The sequence below is a fragment of the Paenibacillus sp. OK060 genome, assembly GCF_900101205.1.
Lineage (GTDB): Bacteria > Bacillota > Bacilli > Paenibacillales > Paenibacillaceae > Paenibacillus > Paenibacillus marchantiae.
The window spans coordinates 242,689-260,158 of record NZ_FNFR01000007.1 but is presented as its reverse complement, the minus strand read 5'-3'; the positions used below and the strand labels follow the sequence as shown (position 1 = coordinate 260,158).

Annotated in this window: 13 protein-coding genes; 2 read left to right on the top strand and 11 right to left on the bottom strand. The window is 46.0% G+C overall.

Annotated elements, in window-relative coordinates:
* Window positions 1–72 precede the first annotated feature (72 nt).
* From BLS14_RS24785 to BLS14_RS24760, 6 genes are all read right to left on the bottom strand, one after another.
* Window positions 73–3,444 carry a GH36-type glycosyl hydrolase domain-containing protein gene (locus tag BLS14_RS24785; RefSeq protein WP_063564253.1) on the bottom strand — a complete coding sequence of 1,124 codons (3,372 nt, stop codon included), beginning with the start codon at window positions 3,442–3,444 and terminating at the stop codon, window positions 73–75.
* 124 nt (window positions 3,445–3,568) lie between these two features.
* Complete coding sequence (gene bglX, locus BLS14_RS24780) at window positions 3,569–5,734, bottom strand: beta-glucosidase BglX (protein WP_090954468.1); 2,166 nt, start codon at window positions 5,732–5,734, stop codon at window positions 3,569–3,571.
* 134 nt (window positions 5,735–5,868) lie between these two features.
* A complete protein-coding gene (locus BLS14_RS24775) occupies window positions 5,869–7,467 on the bottom strand; it encodes a type 2 periplasmic-binding domain-containing protein (protein ID WP_063564251.1) in 1,599 nt (532 codons plus the stop codon).
* Between the two features lie 54 nt (window positions 7,468–7,521).
* Window positions 7,522–8,424, bottom strand: coding sequence for a carbohydrate ABC transporter permease (locus BLS14_RS24770; RefSeq protein WP_063564250.1), 903 nt, complete (start codon window positions 8,422–8,424; stop codon window positions 7,522–7,524).
* Between the two features lie 18 nt (window positions 8,425–8,442).
* Window positions 8,443–9,402 (bottom strand): ABC transporter permease, encoded by a 960-nt coding sequence (locus BLS14_RS24765; RefSeq protein ID WP_063564249.1) that lies wholly within the window; start codon window positions 9,400–9,402, stop codon window positions 8,443–8,445.
* 11 nt (window positions 9,403–9,413) lie between these two features.
* Entirely contained in the window at window positions 9,414–10,178 is a 765-nt protein-coding gene (locus tag BLS14_RS24760; protein WP_079696555.1) for an alpha/beta hydrolase, read from the bottom strand.
* Window positions 10,179–10,642: 464 nt separating this feature from the next.
* Here BLS14_RS24760 and BLS14_RS24755 point away from each other — a divergent pair, with 464 nt between their 5' ends.
* The gene (locus tag BLS14_RS24755) at window positions 10,643–11,560 is read left to right on the top strand and encodes a serine hydrolase domain-containing protein (protein WP_079696554.1); all 918 of its coding nucleotides are present in this window, start codon (window positions 10,643–10,645) and stop codon (window positions 11,558–11,560) included.
* Window positions 11,557–11,988, top strand: a complete 432-nt coding sequence (locus BLS14_RS24750; RefSeq protein WP_072734025.1) for a GNAT family N-acetyltransferase — start codon at window positions 11,557–11,559, stop codon at window positions 11,986–11,988. Before BLS14_RS24755 ends, BLS14_RS24750 begins: the two co-directional genes overlap by 4 nt.
* Window positions 11,989–12,082: 94 nt before the next feature.
* Here the strand turns inward: BLS14_RS24750 and BLS14_RS24745 are convergent, their stop codons facing one another.
* The 5 genes from BLS14_RS24745 to aroF form a co-directional block, all read right to left on the bottom strand.
* Window positions 12,083–12,337 (bottom strand): AbrB/MazE/SpoVT family DNA-binding domain-containing protein, encoded by a 255-nt coding sequence (locus BLS14_RS24745; protein WP_024629045.1) that lies wholly within the window; start codon window positions 12,335–12,337, stop codon window positions 12,083–12,085.
* Window positions 12,338–12,507: 170 nt separating this feature from the next.
* Window positions 12,508–12,972, bottom strand: a complete 465-nt coding sequence (gene trmL, locus BLS14_RS24740) for a tRNA (uridine(34)/cytosine(34)/5-carboxymethylaminomethyluridine(34)-2'-O)-methyltransferase TrmL (RefSeq protein ID WP_063564245.1) — start codon at window positions 12,970–12,972, stop codon at window positions 12,508–12,510.
* A 136-nt stretch (window positions 12,973–13,108) separates the two neighbouring features.
* Window positions 13,109–14,218, bottom strand: coding sequence for a 3-phosphoserine/phosphohydroxythreonine transaminase (serC, locus tag BLS14_RS24735; RefSeq protein WP_170867852.1), 1,110 nt, complete (start codon window positions 14,216–14,218; stop codon window positions 13,109–13,111).
* Between the two features lie 212 nt (window positions 14,219–14,430).
* Window positions 14,431–15,855 (bottom strand): type I glutamate--ammonia ligase, encoded by a 1,425-nt coding sequence (glnA, locus tag BLS14_RS24730; protein ID WP_063564243.1) that lies wholly within the window; start codon window positions 15,853–15,855, stop codon window positions 14,431–14,433.
* A 414-nt stretch (window positions 15,856–16,269) separates the two neighbouring features.
* Window positions 16,270–17,334 carry a 3-deoxy-7-phosphoheptulonate synthase gene (aroF, locus tag BLS14_RS24725; protein WP_063564242.1) on the bottom strand — a complete coding sequence of 355 codons (1,065 nt, stop codon included), beginning with the start codon at window positions 17,332–17,334 and terminating at the stop codon, window positions 16,270–16,272.
* Between the last annotated feature and the right edge of the window lie 136 nt (window positions 17,335–17,470).

Below are 17,470 nucleotides of genomic sequence, written 5' to 3'. Positions count from 1 at the left end.
AGGCCCTTCGAAATCGAAGGACCTGACATCTAAAATATTTATACTTGATAAAATGGACTAACGTTTACACGATTAACTGTAAATCTCAATCACGTTATTCTCGCTCAGGCTCTGTTCAAGCTCCTTACGTGAAATACGCAGTCCACCAAGACGATAAGGTTGTTGCAACCTAGTCGCATCCAGTTCCTTGCCATTCAGCACAATACGTTGTACGGCCTCTCCGCTGAGATGATAGACGAAGGTTACCTTTTTGCCGGCAAATTGGAAATCAAAATGCAAGCCATCCAAGCTGACAGGTAACACAGGGTCCAGAACCAGATCTTCTTCCTCCTGGCGAATACCCAGGGCGTTCGAAATGAGCTGATTCATGTAGATTCCCGGTCCACTGGAGTAGATTCTCCAGCCGCCCTTCACCTGCACATCTCCGGTGCGAAGCTTATCGAACTGCTCCTGCGCTGCATAACGGTTGTTGAATTTCCCGTCAGAACTGCTGAAGTAGGCATTACTCTGGCGTAGATCTGCGTTAGGAACAGCTTCCTGAATACCCACTGGATTGATAATGCCCAGCCCATTCCAGACCTCATCCGGGTTGCCCAGCTTCGCCATGGCTTCAATATAACGGATGTGAGCATGAACATATTGCAAGCCCACTTCACGTCCGAAGTTGGATGCCTGCTCTGCACGTTTGAAATGAGTGCTGACGCCGCCATCATATTGTGCTGGACGATTCATCAATCTGACACCATCCGGGCAGTACAGCTTGTCCTTGATCAGTTCATAATGGGATTGCGCTTGCTCAGGTTCCAGCAACTCGGCAATCATGCTGCGTGTCATCGGCAGCAAACGGTACTGAATACCTGTCTCGCTGTCATCCGGATGCAGCATGCGCTTCGCTTGTGCCGGATCTTCCATATATACAAAGCCCGGAATCACATCGGTATCCAACATATACTTGCTGAAGTCCCTTTTCACACCCGCTGCCATATCGCTTAATTCCGAAGAAAGCTCCGGTTTCACAGGCGCAAGCGCTCTGGATAGCTGCTTCAACGTTTGATAGGTGAGCGCCACAGTCCAGCTGCTGACCATATATTGCTTCAATTGAGCATTGGCAGGCTGTAATGTATCGTCCCAGTCCCCGTCACCATATGAAGAGAGGAATGTATCATGCAGGAAATGACTGCGGATATACTCCAGTTCTTTCTGGGCATGCTCCAGCACGCTGGCTGTCTGATCAGTAAAGTCAAAACCATGTTTTACGGTATAAGGTACTTCCTCATTCAGAATCGAATAATCCTTGGTGGCAATCAGATAATCACTTAGCACTTTGAGAGGCCAAACAATAATGTCACCATGGCTTTCTTCCTGCTGAACTTTGAAATAACGATCGAACATAAACCATTGCGGCCAGTTACCGTCATCCTCATACTGATGCGAATATACCGTCTTCAGAATGTCGCGAACCTGCTCATACTTTTGTGTAGCCATAAAGTATTCGACCGGACCCTGGCAGACATCCCGTGTACCCCAAGCTGCACCGCCATATTGCTCCAATCCGTGAGGAACAGAGTAATGCACCAGCATATTGTGGGTGTACCACCATGCAAGAGCATTCACTTTGAACAACTCATCTGCTCCTTGCTTCTGAGGTTGAGACAAATGGAACCCATTCATCACTTCTGCATAGAAGGTACGATAAGCTGCCACTTCCTCTTCGAAGCTGCGTGTCGAGGATGCAATCTGTCCTCCTTCCAACAGCCCTTGAATGGTCAATGTCCATTCAGCACTGCTGTCCAGTCGTAAAGTCGTCAGTGAGTCGTCGCCTGCGTTTACTCCACTAGCCAGTTCAGTCTCATCGCCAACCGTCACTCCTGCTCCGCTTACCCGCATGCGGTACTCCAGATTAGGATATACTTCGGCACTGAGGGAGCTGTGATCTGCCTTGAAGATCAATTCACCATTCTGCTCCGAAACATGAACAGGAAGTTCATATTCATTCACATTCATCGTAATCTGATTGGTAATCAAGTATCGATAAGCTATTCCTTTTTCCGACTTCACATGAAGATGTACTTCAGGAGTATCCAAAGTTGTATAATTCGTGATAATCAGCGTATCCTCAGCTGTTTTGTAATACCAGCGAACATAGTTGAAGCCCATTTCAAACAGGGAAGGCATCGTGAGTAGGTGGAAGATTCCTTCAACCTCGACGTAGATCCGCTGACCGGATGATTTGGGTATGTTGAGTGCGCTACGTGCATTGCTCATCATTTTATTGAAGTTCGTATTTCCCACAACCACATGGGAATTGAAGATACCATACATATAGGAAGACGTTGTGATTACGTTCTGACCCAGCTTCACATTGTTACCACTCATCAGAATATGTCCATGCGGACGTTCCACACGCATTTCCTTTTCCTTGAGCACAATATGCTCATACGTATCTGTAAAGAACGCCAGCAATTTACCATCCGCGCGCTCTTCTTGATGTCTCTTCGAAGCCGGGAAACGGGAATTCACTTCTTCTTCGGTCATCGATAAAGTAGGCAAGGGTTCACCCACTACCGGATGGAGAGATACTTTTGGGAATACGTTGGATACTGCTTGTACCGTGCTTGCATTCTCTTGACGCTTCGCTTCATACTCGTCCCAAGCCTGTTGGAGAACATCCTGGTATTCGAGTTCCTTCACCGCTTCAGCGTGGTTAGACTGAAAGAGTCCATAGAACACAAAGCGAGCTTCGCCACTCAACACCACTTTTTCGGACTGCAGGGCTGTATATGCAAATTCATACTGGTACACTTCATTCGCAAGTGTTGGCTTACCCAGACTTTCAGGGACATTCGTCTCCTTGTAACTCAAGCCAAAGAACTGAAATCCATCTGTGGAGTAACCTGCTGCACGGGTTAATGAACCCTGTTGAAGATAAGGAAAAGCCCCGCCCTGCGGTTGATTCTGCCGTGAAGCTACGATATATCCAAGTTTCGCATCCTCAAATACGGCATGGTCAATATATTGCGACAAGTAAGCCTCATTGCTGCGTACCGCACCTGGATCGGCATTGCCGACATCCTGGCCATAGACCACGTCGACCTCTTCTCCATTACCGTTTACGGTTACATCCCAGAACCATACACCTTTTGTTGTTGGAGCAAATACAACCTGATAGCCTACACCCTCAGCGGTACCTGTCCATACCATACGACTGCTGTCGGTGCTCACCTGGCTGTCGGAGTGAATGCCAAGCATTGGCACAAAACGAATGCCAGATTCACTGTGAAAACGCAAGTATAGATTGTTCATGGAGCCGTCCACCGGACTAGCCATCCACTGATTAATCATCGTTGTTCCACTTACAGCCTTGAACAAATCACCGCTTTCCCAGAACGTAAAGCACAGGTCGCCGGATTGTACGTTGATTTGAGATTTATTCATGGTCTTCATATATCTATTCATATCCTCCTATCCTGCCTTGTTCCCTGCTGCTGAACAGAAGAGAAGAAGGCAGTGCAGATTTGCTGCTTTTGTATGATGAGTTCAATCATTCATCGATATGAGGTGTATCCCATTACACCAGCTTGAACGTGCTCTCCAATGTATCGCGGCTATTCGGCCCTACGAAAATGTGGAATGTTCCCTTATCACTGCGATGACTCAAATCGGAATGATGATAACGAAGCTGTTCTTCGTTTAATGTAAATGCAGCCGTACCACTTTCACCCGGTGCGAGTGACAGCTTGACATACCCTTTCAGCTCACGCATTGGACGTACAACTTCACCAGTGACATCACGTACGTACAACTGAACCGTCTCTACGCCAGCACGTTCGCCAGCATTGGTTACACGCACTTGGATTGTCAGAGGTTGATCAGCAGTCATTTCATTGCTTGAAACTTCCAGGTCACCATACTCAAACGAGGTGTATGACAAGCCGTAGCCAAACGGAAGCAGCGGATCATTCGGACTATCAATATATTTGGAAACATAACGCTCTTCCGTCTTTTGCGGATTGAGTGGACGTCCTGTATTAAAATGATTGTAATATACCGGTATCTGACCTACAGATTGCGGGAAGGACATCGTCAGACGCGCACATGGATTCACCACACCTGTCAATACATCGGCAATGGCCGCTCCACCCTCACTGCCCGGGAACCACGCTTCAAGCACAGCATCGGATTCTTCAAATACACCATGTAAGTCCAGAGGGCGACCGTTGAAAATAACGCTGGCGATTGGTTTGCCGGCTGCTTTGAGCTGTTTAACCAATTCCAGTTGAGCTGCTGGCAAACGAATATCCGTACGCGATCCACCTTCACCACTCATTTCGGAATCTTCACCAAGTGCAAGCACGATCAGATCGGCTTTGCTTGCTACTTCAAGCGCTTCAGCAATCTGTTCAGCGGTGATCGTGTGAACGTTGCTGCCTTGAGCAATATGAACTTTCCCGGCAGTAAGACGTTCCTGCAAAGCAGTTCCGAGTTTAACGGCATCTTCTTTGACACCTTCACAGGACCACCATCCGAGAATGTCTTCACTTTGGGCAAAAGGTCCAATTAACGCTACATTGGCTTCTGGCTTGAGTGGAAGAACGTCATTATCATTTTTCAACAATACAGCAGATTTGGTTGCAAGCTCATACGATACCTGACGATGTTCTTTCGAGAACACGATCTCGCGCTCACGCTCCGGATCCGCTGCACGCAGTGGATTATCGAACAATCCCAGCTTTTCTTTCAGTTGCAGAATACGCAGCACCGCTTCATCAATAAGCTTTTCTTCCACTTCTCCGTTCTTGATCAACTCTGGCAGATGATGAACATAACAAGGTGTCATCATCTCGATGTCCACTCCTGCACGAATGGCGCGGTATGCAGCTTCACGATCATCTTCAGCTGCGCCATGAGCAATCATCTCGCGAATGGAAGCCCAATCCGAGATCAATACACCATCAAAGCCCCACTCGTCACGCAAGATGTCACGCATGAGCTTCTCATTTCCGCTCGCTGGAATACCCTCTACAGTATTGAATGAAGCCATAACCATTTCGACGCCTGCATCCAGTGCTGCCTTGTAAGCCGGTAAATAGTACTCACGCAAGTTGCGTTCAGACATGTCGACCGTGTTGTAATCACGACCACCTTCTGCTGCCCCATATGCTGCAAAGTGTTTTACACAAGCCGCCAGACGATCCGGCTCATCCTTCAAACTGTCGCCCTGATATCCACGTACAAATGCCGCAGAGAACAGACTGTTCAAATAAGTATCTTCGCCTGTCGTCTCCATTACTCGACCCCAACGCGGATCACGAACAAGATCGACCATCGGTGCAAAAGTGACATGGAGGCCAGATACGGCGGATTCACGTGCTGAAATCTCAGCACTTTTCTCAGCCAGTTCGGTGTCCCATGAACAGCCAATGGCTAGCGGGATGGGGAAAATGGTCTTAAAACCATGCACGACGTCCGCCATGAACAAGAGCGGAATGCCGAGACGGCTTTTTTTCAGGTAAGCTTGCTGTACATCTATAATGGCCTGTGCACCAGACAATCCCAGAATGGAGCCACTGGCATCCACGGACTGCTCCGTGATTCCCATCTCTTCCATTGGACCTGTGATCTGACCTTCAACATTGGTTCCTTCATAAAAGTTAGCGGTCAGCTGAAGCAGCTGGGCCGTTTTTTCTTCCAGGGTCATTTGGTTTACAAGGTCTAGCAACTGCTCGTTATTCATAGACATTATCCTCCACTACATGTTGTTGAAATAAAGAACCCGGCTGCGTTCGGGGAGAGACCGCGCACCGGGTTCGATTGGATGGGACAGACAGAACACACCTGTCATATCCCATCTTGCTAATTACTGAATGATTACTTGAATTCTTTGTTCAGTTCATCCAGATAAGGTTGAACCAGGGACATTTTACTGTTTACCCATTCTTTCCAGTTCGCTTCAAGATCTCCATTTTTGAGGATCAAGTTGGCATATTCATTCTGGTAGTCGAATGAAGCCTGACTTTTAGCTTTGGAATCGTACAGGTTGATATCCCAGTCGTATGTTGCGAGTGACTGACCTTCTGTACCGAGTTTTGCTTTTTCCTCGAACAGCTTCACAGCTCTATCACGGTAATCCTTTTTAATTGCAGGGTTTACAACACTAAAGTCGTCACCCAGCAGGTACAGACCTTCGAAACGTGCTGGGTATTTGTCTTCCAGAACAGTTCCTTCTGGCAGCAAGCTAACCAGTTCTTTGTTTTCATCATATTTCCAATCTTTACCTTCGAAGCCCATGTTGATGAGCAGTTGTCCTTCTTTGGTAGTCGAGTAGTCGATCAGATCCATGATCCGTTCGAATTTCTCGTCACTGATGTTCGGATTGAAGATCAATGCAGACCAGAAGTTCGCTTGCTCCATGTTGCGGTATTTCCCATCATCACCCAATACGATTGCTGTGTGTACCAGGTCATCACTATCTACACCCAGATTCTTTCTCATATCGGAATCCAGACCTTGTCTGTACGAAGCCAGTCCGCCCAGACTTGTTACTGCAGCTGTACCTGTTACTTTGAAGTTGTTTTGACCTTCATTGTTTTTCCATGTGTAGAACTCAGGATTGAGCAAGCCATCTTTGTAGGCTTTTTGCATCAATTTAAGTCCTGTCAGAGTTTCAGGATCTGATGGTCCCCAGTGGAACTGTCCATCTTCTCCTTTATAGAACGGAGAGTCAGTCATGGCATGCACACTGTTCGGCATAATGATATTCGTCATGGCATCTGCCGCATTGTAGGACAGAGGTACAAGTTTGTTGCCCACTTTGCCTGGATCTTTTTCTTTCACAAGCTCAGCGTATTCATTCAATTCAGTAGTTGTATATGCATCTTTCAGTTCGAAACCAACCGCTTCAGCCCAGTCTTTGCGAAGCGCAATAACACCAATTTGGTTCGTCAATGGGTCAGCAGGTTTGTTCTCGAAATAGATTGGTCTTGGCAGGACGTATGTTCCACCCGTCAGTTCTTCCAGCTTGTCTCCAAGACCGGTCAACTTGTAGGCTGCTGCCACGTTAGGCCAGCGTTCTTTCCAGTCATCCGGGAATTTGTAGAACAGGCCTTGATCAATACTGTTCATGGCATCGCCATGCACGTAGTTCCATACTGCTACATCCGGCAAATCGCCAGAGTTGATCCACAGACGAAGCTTCTCGCCCCATGAATCCCAATCGATATAGTTGTAATCCCATGTTACATTGAACTTGTCTGTCCAGAACTTGTGGAAGTCATTATCCAAGTTCCCGTTTTTAATTTCTGTCAGGTTAGCTACTGAGATGGTCAGGTTGTCTTTGTAATTTCCCTCTGCATCTTTTTCGTTACCACCTGAAGCTCCTTGGCTGGAACAAGCGGTCACCATCAGCATAACTACACTAAGCGTGATGGCAAAGAGAGCTCTTACTGACAACTTTTTGTTCGTTTTCATGTTTTACCCCCATGTTTTTTAGTAGAATTTTAATGCAAAATCCTATACGTATAATCAGGTCTTGATAGCCCCTGTTAATACCCCTTTGGCAAAGTGTTTTTGCAGCATTGGGAAGAAACACATAATTGGTACCATGGTGACAAATACTGCCGCCATCTTCATACCCATTGAGAAATTGCTTGCTTGGGCAGCATCCACACTGGATGCATTGGATGCGTTCGTCTGGGATGTGACGATAATGTTTCTGAGTACATTCTGGAGCGGTAACTGATCCGCTTTTCGAAGGAATATCATCGCATCATACCAACTGTTCCAGTACGCCACACCGTAGAACAACGTGATTGTAGCCATAATTGGTGTAGCCAGCGGAAGAACAACTGAGAACAGAATTCTCCACTCTCCTGCTCCATCCAATCTCGCCGATTCCATCAGCGATTCAGGCAAGGTATAGAAGTAGTTCATCATCAGAATCATGTTGAAAGCACTGAAGCTTCCCGCCAGGATAACGGACCACAGCGTACCTGTAAGGTGAAGTGATTTCATGATCAGGTACAGCGGTACAATACCACCATTAAAGATCATGGTGAACAGTACTAAGAAAAAGAGAAATTTCTTGAACGGAAATTTGTTGCGACTAAGGCCATATGCCATGCTTGTTGTCAGGAACAAGCTGAGTGGCAAACCGATGACTAGCAAAATAATTGTATTTTTGTACCCCGACAGAATCGTTCCGTCAGCGAACAACGCCTTATAGGAATCCAATGTCCATTCTTTAGGGAACATCAAAAATGGATTGTCAGCATATTCTTTTTGTGTTGCGAACGAGATCATAATGACATTCCAGAACGGAATCAGAATCATCAGAGCAAGCACAAGTAAAATGGCGAAAATAATGTAATCGAGAAATGTCATTTTTTCTGTACCAATTCTCGGTTTTTTGTTAGACTTCTTACTCATTTCATTTTTCCTCCTCTCTTATCGGAACAAACCGTCTCCGCCAAGCCACTTGGCAAATCTGTCTGCGAGAAGCAGCAAGACCATATTCACGAGGGAACGGAACAAGCTGACCGCTGTCGAGAATGAGAAGTCCGTTGAGGACTGGAACGTAATCCGATAGATATATACATCCAATACTTCCGATACATTTTTAGTTGCGGCATTTGCCAAGTTGAAGATCTGGTCGAAACCGGAAGACATCAATCCACCAACCGACAGAATGAACATGACGGTGATTGTTGGAAGAATGTTTGGCAATGTAATCTTGAACATTTGCTGCATACGGGAAGCACCGTCAATCTGCGCCGATTCATACTGATCCTGATCGATACCGGAAATGGCTGCCAGGAAGATAATCGCACCCCATCCGCTTGATTTCCAAATATCCGTCAACAGCAGCATCGGTACAAAGTTAGACTCGGAACCAAGGAAGTTAATGGTTGGCAATCCAAGCAAACCAAGTGCGCTGTTTACCAGTCCGTCATAAGCCAAGACGTTGATGACTACCCCGGATACGATGATCCATGAAAGGAAGTGAGGGAACGTAAGAACCGTCTGGAACCACTTTTTCCCTCTGCGCATCCGCAATTCATTCAACAACAGGGCAAGAATAATCGGGAACGGGAACTGAATAATCAGTTTTAGAATGTTGATGTACAGCGTCCGCCATACCGCGTCAATAAAGGTTGGATCCCGGAAAACGTATTTGAAATTCTCAAATCCGCTCCATGGGCTTCCCCAGATCCCCAGGTTTGCCTTGTAGTCTTTAAACGCAAGAGACAGGCCACCCATTGGCATGTAGGCAAACAGGATCAGCCAGACGAGCCCTGGAATAAGCAGGGTGTACGTCATTCTGTGCTTCCAGATTTCACTCCAGAGCGAATTGCCTTTCAAGTTTCCCTTCAGCTTTTTGCTAGGTCCTTCGGCTGCAGGTTTCAAATTGCATCTCCTCACTCTACTTTGGTCTTGTCGTTATACAGAAAATCAAACATTGTTCTCAGGTGTTGCTCCCAGAATCTCCATTCATGGGTACCCGGTGTCTCCACATACCGAAACTCAAAATCCGTTTCCTGCATGTATTCCGCGAATTTGCGATTCATATCCACAAACGGATCAATGTCACCACAACAACTCAGAATATCCGGTAAATCTCCACCTTGCTTCAACAGCTTGGCAGACAGTGCGTACAGGTCCTGATCAGGTTTTACCTGTAACCGTTCTCCAAAAACCGCTTTCATTTCCTTGATCATGCCTGATGGCATCTCCAGATCGTGAAGCCGGGTCTGAATATCAGTTACACCTGATAAGGACACCGCTTTGCGGTACCTCTCGGGATATGTCAGTGCACATTTCAATGCACCGTACCCACCCATGGATAGACCGGCTACGAAAGTCTTTGCCGGGTCTGTATTGAGATTGAGCTGACGCCTGCAGAATTCAGGCAGCTCCTGAGTGATGTAATGGAAGTAATTCAGGCCGTATTCCATATCGGTGTAATAGCTTCGGTTCGCTTCCGGCATAATGATGGTACAGCCATATTGTTGCGCATACATTTCAATTGTAGTCAAACGTTGCCATGTACTTGCGTTATCGCCTGCCCCATGCAGCAAATATAGCGTACCGCCTGAAGTGTCTCCGGAGTCACTGGACACTACATGTATGCTTGTATTCATGCATAACGTAGGCGATCCGGTTTCGATCGTTATATGCGCCATATGTAACCCCTCTCATCGTCGGCTGCTGTCTGTAAACTTCTGTTTCTCTGCCTTTTTGTTGCAACTTCCAGTGATTCCCCCGTATTTCGCTCGGTTATCGAAACGATTTTCTCGAATCGTTTCAAAACATAGCCAACGTTGATTTACTTGGACTTGATTACAACACATTTTACGTGGAAGCGATTTCTTCGAATCGTTTCGAATAAATCATAATCCCGAAGTACAAACCCTGTCAATAACCTTTTTACAAATTTCGCGCTTTTTTCTCAAAAAACTGATTTTCCGTGATAAAATTTGCGTCAAAAGGCACTTTTAATTTGAAACAATTTCCTTTAAGTAACCGTTTGCACCTATTCATTGACATTGAACTTCGTTTGTACTAACATAAGTTCTAATTTTTGATCCAGATTGCGGAAACGTTTCACCAACAGTTAAAATTCTTCTTTTTTAGAAAGGATGTTAAGATGTCTAGTATTATTAATTCTTTTGTTCATCACATAGATGAGCAGCAGTTAAACGTTCATTCTGTTCGGGTATTGCAGAGAGGGGTTACAATCGGAGCGTGGGATCGCACCAGCGATATGCGCCGCTTACAGCATTCTGTCAGCAAATCGTTCACCTGCATGGCGATTGGACTTGCTTTGGATGCGGGCACACTTACACTTGAATCCAGACTAGGAGACTATTTCACATCACCAACACCTGCTTCCCATTTAACAGCCTTCCCTCCTGCGGACCTCACCCTGTACGATTTGCTGCGAATGTCATCGGGGCATGACGTACCTGTGTTATGGGCAGAAGAGCGAGCCACCCTTCCTGAGAAAGATTGGGCGAAATATTACATGTCCCTTCCTTTGAACAGAGTTCCTGGTGAAACGTTTACATACAGCAGTGCAGATACGTTTATGATCTCCGCCATGTTCCAGGCTGCCTCTGGTCAAACCGTTAAGGACTATCTGACTCCCCGGCTATTCGAGCCACTGGGCATTACGAATGTAGAGTGGGAGACTTCTCCCTTAGGCATTACATTGGGCTGTGCGGGCCTGCAACTCACCAATGAGGAATTAGGCAGGTTCGGTCAACTGTTGCTTCAGGAGGGCCACTGGAACGGCGAGCAGCTCATTCCTGCGGAATGGATCCGATTAGCGACAACACAACAGATCCCTACACCAGGAGACGGCGACTGGGGACAAGGTTATGGATATCAATTCTGGAGATGTTCCCATAACGCTTACCGTGCTGATGGCGCCAATGGTCAACTATGTGTTGTCCTACCGGAGCTGGAGTCCGTCGTTGCCATCAATAGTGATGAACAAAATATGCAAGCCATTCTTGATCATGTATGGTCAGATATATTGCCTATTCTGGAGGGGATCATTTGATTATACGAGCAGCCACTCAGGCAGATTATGCGGAGTTGAGAATCATCTATCTCGAGTCGCGACGTGCCCGGTTCCACTGGGCTAAGCCGGAAGAGCTGTCCCTACAGGATTTTGATACAGACACCGTTGAAGAATATATCCTCGTGGCTGAAAATGAAGAAGGACAGCTTCTCGGCTTCGCTTCGCTATATCTTCCCGAGAACTTTATTCACCTTCTGTTTATCCATCCCGGTTTTATCGGCGGGGGTACAGGTTCACGCTTACTTGATGCGTCAATTTCACTTATGCAGCAGCCTGTTCGATTGAAATGTGTATCTGATAATCATAAAGCAATTGGCTTTTACGAACGACAGGGTTGGAAAAAAGTCATTGAAGAAGGTACACCCGGCGAGAAATATTGGGTGATGGAATACAACACGAATAGCTGAATCCATTCGTTTGATCCCGGTAAATTGGAAGTGGACATGATTTTTCCACACAAAAAAAGTATCATGACCTTTAGAGGCCATGATACTTTTTATTTTACCCGTGCTGTGGAAGCTGGGTCATTTCATCTAAACATTGTGCGCATATGTAACGCTCTTTGAACTCATTGACTTCTTCCATCGATCCACAAAAAATACATTTTGGACGGTATCTCTCTAGAATGATATGGTCCCCTTGTACTAAGATCTCTACAGGATCTCCCTCATTCATTTGATACCTTTTACGCAAAGATTTAGGCAATACGATCCTACCCAATTGGTCAACTTTGCGAACGACTCCAGCTGGCTTCATAGCTACGGCACACCTCTCCTATCTTACTCTAAATTTCTAGGTACATTTGTACTATGTTTATTAATTCGCCAAGATTTTGTCGAATCCTGCTGGAAAAAAACATTTTTTGTCCTTTTTTTTGAAAAATGTTTTTTTAGCGAATTCTAACCGTCACTTATACGCGAATTGGATTAATCAAGACCCGGGAAATTAAGTTGACGCAATGCCTCATACACAATGATTGCTGCTGAGTTTGACAAGTTCAATGATCTAACATCACCTGTCATCGGCATCTTCATACAAGTTTCTGGATTAGCAGCAATTAACTCTGGAGGAAGGCCTTTGGTCTCTTTACCGAACACCAGAAAATCTCCATCCTGAAACTTAAAATCGCTATAACGGTTCTTTGCCTTCGTGGTTGCGTAGAAGAAACGCCCTTCAGGATACTGTTCCTGAACCTCGGCAAACGAATCATGATATTCAATATGAACGGCATGCCAGTAATCCAGACCCGCGCGTTTCAGTGTGGCATCATCCGTACGGAATCCAAGTGGACGCACGAGATGCAAATGTGTGCCGGTAGCCGCACATGTACGAGAAATATTGCCCGTATTTGCCGGAATCTCCGGTTCAACCAGAACGATATGTAAAGCCATATGTGTTCAATCTCCTTTTCATTTCATGTAAACGACAATTCTCTAATCTTAAAGAAAAGCCCTCCACACGTCAATGTGGAAGGCTCTGGTAAAACACAAGTGTAATGCTTGAATTCACAACTCGCTGCCAGGTTATTTATCCATTAGTCTTCTGGAAGTGGGACATGAAGTCCGTAAGTGCTTTAACACTTTCATATGGAGCAGCATTGTAAATGGAAGCACGCAGGCCGCCAACACTCCGATGCCCTTTCAGACCAACAAATCCTTCTTGCTCCGAAGCCTTGATAAACTGTTTCTCCAAGTCCTCGTTAGCTAAGCGGAAGGTCACATTCATCAGGGAACGATCTGCCGGATTTACACAGCCACGGTAGAAGTCTCCGGAGGAATCGATCGCATTATAGAGCAAATCCGCTTTCTTCACGTTCTTCTGTTCAATTCCAGCCAATCCGCCTTGTTCCTCGATCCATTTCAGAACCTCGTTCACCATGTATACGGAGAAGGACGGTGGTGTATTATAGAGAGAATTGTTGTCCACATGTGTACTATAACGAAGCATCGTCGGAATCGTTTTAGGAGATTCACTAACCAGTTCTTCGCGAGCAATAACAACCGTAATCCCTGATGGGCCCAGGTTTTTCTGTGCACCCGCATAGATCATGCCGAATTGATTAAGGTCAAACGGTTTGCAGAAAATGTCACTCGACATGTCGGCAATAAGTGGAACTGAACCGGTATCCGGGAATGACTTGAATTGAGTTCCCTCAATTGTTTCGTTAGACGTCAAATGAACATAAGCTGTGCGATCCGGGAAGCTAAGATTCGACACATCCGGCAATTTCATATATTTATCCGCTTCGGAAGATGCAGCGACCTGCGTCTCCCCAATCAGTTTCGCCTCAGACAGTGCCTTCTTGGCCCAGCTGCCTGTCATGACGTAACTGGCTGTCTGCCCTTCCCCGAGCAGGTTCATCGGCAGCATGGCGAACTGAGTGCTGGCTCCGCCCTGAAGGAAGAGGACCTTGTATCCCTTGGGGTTGCCTAGCAGAGACAACAAACGCTCCTGAGCTTCATTATGTACAGATTCGTACACCGCTCCACGGTGAGACATCTCCATAATCGACATCCCTGTATTCCGAAAATCAACAAATTCTGCCTGAGCACGCTCCAGAACCTCAAGTGGCAACGCCGCAGGTCCTGCATTAAAATTATACGCTCTCTTTGTCACAAAATCCCCCGCCCTTTCCATCCGTAGCTGACATATGAAGTGAATATTATCGCTATGATATCAGTATTCCCTATCTGCTTCAAGGGCAATAAGCACCGAAGCTGCGAATCAGGGTTATCAAATTCCTTTATCACCCTGCAAAGTTAATGCACTACATCGTTCAATTCAAGGAAAAGCCTCCGAGAGCGAGTCCCGGAGGCTTTACATTGGGAACAGTTTCTGTTCCGACTGGATTAGCAGTCGAAGTAGAGGCTGTACTCATGCGGATGAATGCGAATTGCCACTGCTTTTGCTTCGTCACGTTTGAGGTTGATATAGTTTTCGATGAATTCTTTCGTGAAGACGCCGCCTTCAGTCAAGAATTCGTTGTCCGCTGCCAGAGCGTCAAGCGCTTCTTCCAGGGAAGCTGGCACACTGCGGATATTTTCTTTGTCTGCATCAGACAAATCATAGATGTTTTTGTCGAGTGGACCATATCCAAGCTCAGTTGGGTTGATTTTGCGTTTGATTCCATCCAGACCCGCCATCAGCATTGCAGCGAAAGCCAGATAAGGGTTAGCTGTGGAGTCCGGTGTACGGAACTCGATACGACAACCTTTTGGTGTCACAGCTGCAACCGGAATACGTACTGCTGCCGAACGGTTACCTTTGGAGTAAACCAGGTTAACCGGTGCTTCATAACCAGGTACGAGACGTTTGAATGAGTTCGTACTAGGGTTAGTCAAAGCAATCAGAGCTGGTGCGTGGTACAAAATGCCTCCGATGTAGTGCAGAGCCATTTCGCTCAGGTTTGCATATCCCGCTTTGTCATAGAACAATGGGGAATCGCCATCGAAGATGGATTGGTGAACGTGCATTCCGCTACCATTGTCACCAAACAGTGGTTTTGGCATGAATGTTGCTACTTTACCATATTGACGTGCAGTGTTATGCACGATGTATTTGTATACAAGCAAGTTATCTGCTGTTTTCTTCAACGTATCAAAACGGAAGTTGATTTCGGCTTGACCAGCTGTCGCCACTTCGTGGTGATGACGCTCGATCGACAGGCCCGCTTCTTCCAAAATGCGACACATTTCACTACGAATATCTTGTTGTGTATCCACTGGAGCTACAGGAACGTATCCGCCTTTAGTGCGAACTTTGAAGCCCAGGTTACCGCCATCTTCCTTACGGTTGGTGTTCCAAGAAGCTTCTTCGGAATCTACGAAATAGGAAGAGCTGTTCGTGCCGCTCTCATAACGTACATCGTCGAAGATGAAGAATTCGGATTCAGGTGCGAAAAATGCTGCTGTACCTACTCCACTTTCTTTCAGGAACTCTTCGGCTTTGACTGCGATACCGCGTGGGTCACGCTCATAACGCTCCCCATCCGGAGTGAAGATATCACACATAACATTCAATGTAGGGTGTGCTGTGAACGGATCGACAAAAGTCGCTTCAGGATCTGGAATCATAACCATATCGGACTCTTCAATTCCGCGGAAACCTTGAATAGAAGAACCATCAAAGGCTACTCCATTTACAAAAGTGTCTGCGTCAACTGCCGAAGCTGGTAACGAGATGTGGTGCGCACGACCGGATAAATCTACAAAACGAAAATCTACCCACTCGATGTTGTTCTCTTGAATTGATTTCAATACGTTTTCAACCGACATGTATTCGTCCTCCCAAATATTCCGAACATTAAACAACCCCGCTAAGAAAATGTCCATATTCGAATTTTTTTCTGTCGTCATTATAAAATCTCAAATGTGACATCGTCAATACTTATGTAAGGTATTTTTTGCAACTATGTAAGCTATGCTAACATTTTATAAACCTATTGATTTCACTTAACAACGTAAATACACTATATTTAACTGGTTTAATGCGGTAAAGCAGGGGTATATTTAGCCTAAATTATGGAAATAACATTACATCATAAATGTTTCTTATCACCTATGATTAATAAATGCGTTCAAGGCTCCAAATAACATAAAAACCGGACATTTTGTCCTAGCCTCATTCTCATCGAACGGAGCCAGGGCAGATGCCCGGATGATATATATTACCTATGCTATGAAGATCAGTTATACGCCTACTCGTGCTGGAAAGAACTCCGCCGGTTGTTTGGCTGTGTTGAATGTTTTACCCACGATTGGTGCCAATTTCTCCAGATCCTGAAGCAGGTTGGCAAATTGGTCAGGGAACAAAGATTGCACGCCGTCACCCGTCATGGAATTATCCGGGTCCGTATGCATTTCGATAATTAGGCCGTTAGCACCAGCAGCAACAGAAGCCTTCGTCATCGGTTCAACCAGCTCACGGCGACCCGTACCATGACTTGGGTCCGAAATGACTGGCAGATGACTGAGAGACTGCAGAACAGGGATGGCCGACAAGTCGAGCGTATTGCGTGTGTAGGATTCGAATGTACGAATACCACGCTCACACAACATTACATTCGGGTTGCCACCCGCAAGAATGTATTCAGCCGCATTCAACAGCTCATCATAAGTTGCACTGAAACCACGTTTCAGCAGTACCGGTTTGCCACACTCACCCAATTTGCGCAGCAAATCGAAGTTCTGCATGTTCCGTGTACCTACTTGCAGAATGTCTGCGTACTCGGCACAGATATCCACATATTCAGGCGTCATAACTTCTGTAATCGTCAACAGGTCATGTTTCTTACCTGCTTCTGCCATCATGATCAGACCTTCAACACCCGTTCCTTGGAAGCTGTACGGACCTGTACGTGGCTTAAATGCACCACCGCGAAGCACCTGTCCACCGGCAGCCTTAACCAGTCCGGCAATCTCATCAATCTGTGCAGCTGATTCAACCGCACACGGTCCGCCCATAACGACGAGTTCTTTCCCGCCAATATCTACACCTTTGATGGAGATAACAGTATCTTGAGGATGGAAATCACGGCTTGCCAATTTGTAGGACTTCGAAATCTTGACGACATTCTCTACACCTTTCATTTGACGGAGATGCTCAGCCATTTTCGGTTCTACTTTACCAATAAGGCCAATGATGGTGCGGTCCTCTCCACGCGAGATATGGACCTGAAGTCCTTCCTTTTCAATTGTAGCGACGATATCCTGAATATGTTCCTCCGGAGTAGCTTTACCTGCGATAACGATCATTATAAATCCCATCCTTCCTTGTATGAGAGCGCCTAAGCGCGTCTGATTTAATCTCCAAAACTCTTCTTCACTTAAACGCTTGTTCGCTTTTAAGCTTTTATCCACTAAAGTAAATATAACATATTCACCCTTTTCA

What these genes read in the sequence shown, in the direction of transcription:
- BLS14_RS24785 (WP_063564253.1), bottom strand. Translation starts at nt 3,444, where the DNA reads ATGAAGACCATGAATAAATCTCAAATCAACGTACAATCCGGCGACCTG.
- BLS14_RS24760 (WP_079696555.1), bottom strand. Translation starts at nt 10,178, where the DNA reads ATGGCGCATATAACGATCGAAACCGGATCGCCTACGTTATGCATGAAT.
- BLS14_RS24745 (WP_024629045.1), bottom strand. Translation starts at nt 12,337, where the DNA reads ATGAAGCCAGCTGGAGTCGTTCGCAAAGTTGACCAATTGGGTAGGATC.
- aroF (WP_063564242.1), bottom strand. Translation starts at nt 17,334, where the DNA reads ATGATCGTTATCGCAGGTAAAGCTACTCCGGAGGAACATATTCAGGAT.
- glnA (WP_063564243.1), bottom strand. Translation starts at nt 15,855, where the DNA reads ATGTCGGTTGAAAACGTATTGAAATCAATTCAAGAGAACAACATCGAG.
- bglX (WP_090954468.1), bottom strand. Translation starts at nt 5,734, where the DNA reads ATGAATAACGAGCAGTTGCTAGACCTTGTAAACCAAATGACCCTGGAA.
- trmL (WP_063564245.1), bottom strand. Translation starts at nt 12,972, where the DNA reads ATGGCTTTACATATCGTTCTGGTTGAACCGGAGATTCCGGCAAATACG.
- BLS14_RS24755 (WP_079696554.1), top strand. Translation starts at nt 10,643, where the DNA reads ATGTCTAGTATTATTAATTCTTTTGTTCATCACATAGATGAGCAGCAG.
- BLS14_RS24775 (WP_063564251.1), bottom strand. Translation starts at nt 7,467, where the DNA reads ATGAAAACGAACAAAAAGTTGTCAGTAAGAGCTCTCTTTGCCATCACG.
- serC (WP_170867852.1), bottom strand. Translation starts at nt 14,218, where the DNA reads ATGGAAAGGGCGGGGGATTTTGTGACAAAGAGAGCGTATAATTTTAAT.
- BLS14_RS24770 (WP_063564250.1), bottom strand. Translation starts at nt 8,424, where the DNA reads ATGAGTAAGAAGTCTAACAAAAAACCGAGAATTGGTACAGAAAAAATG.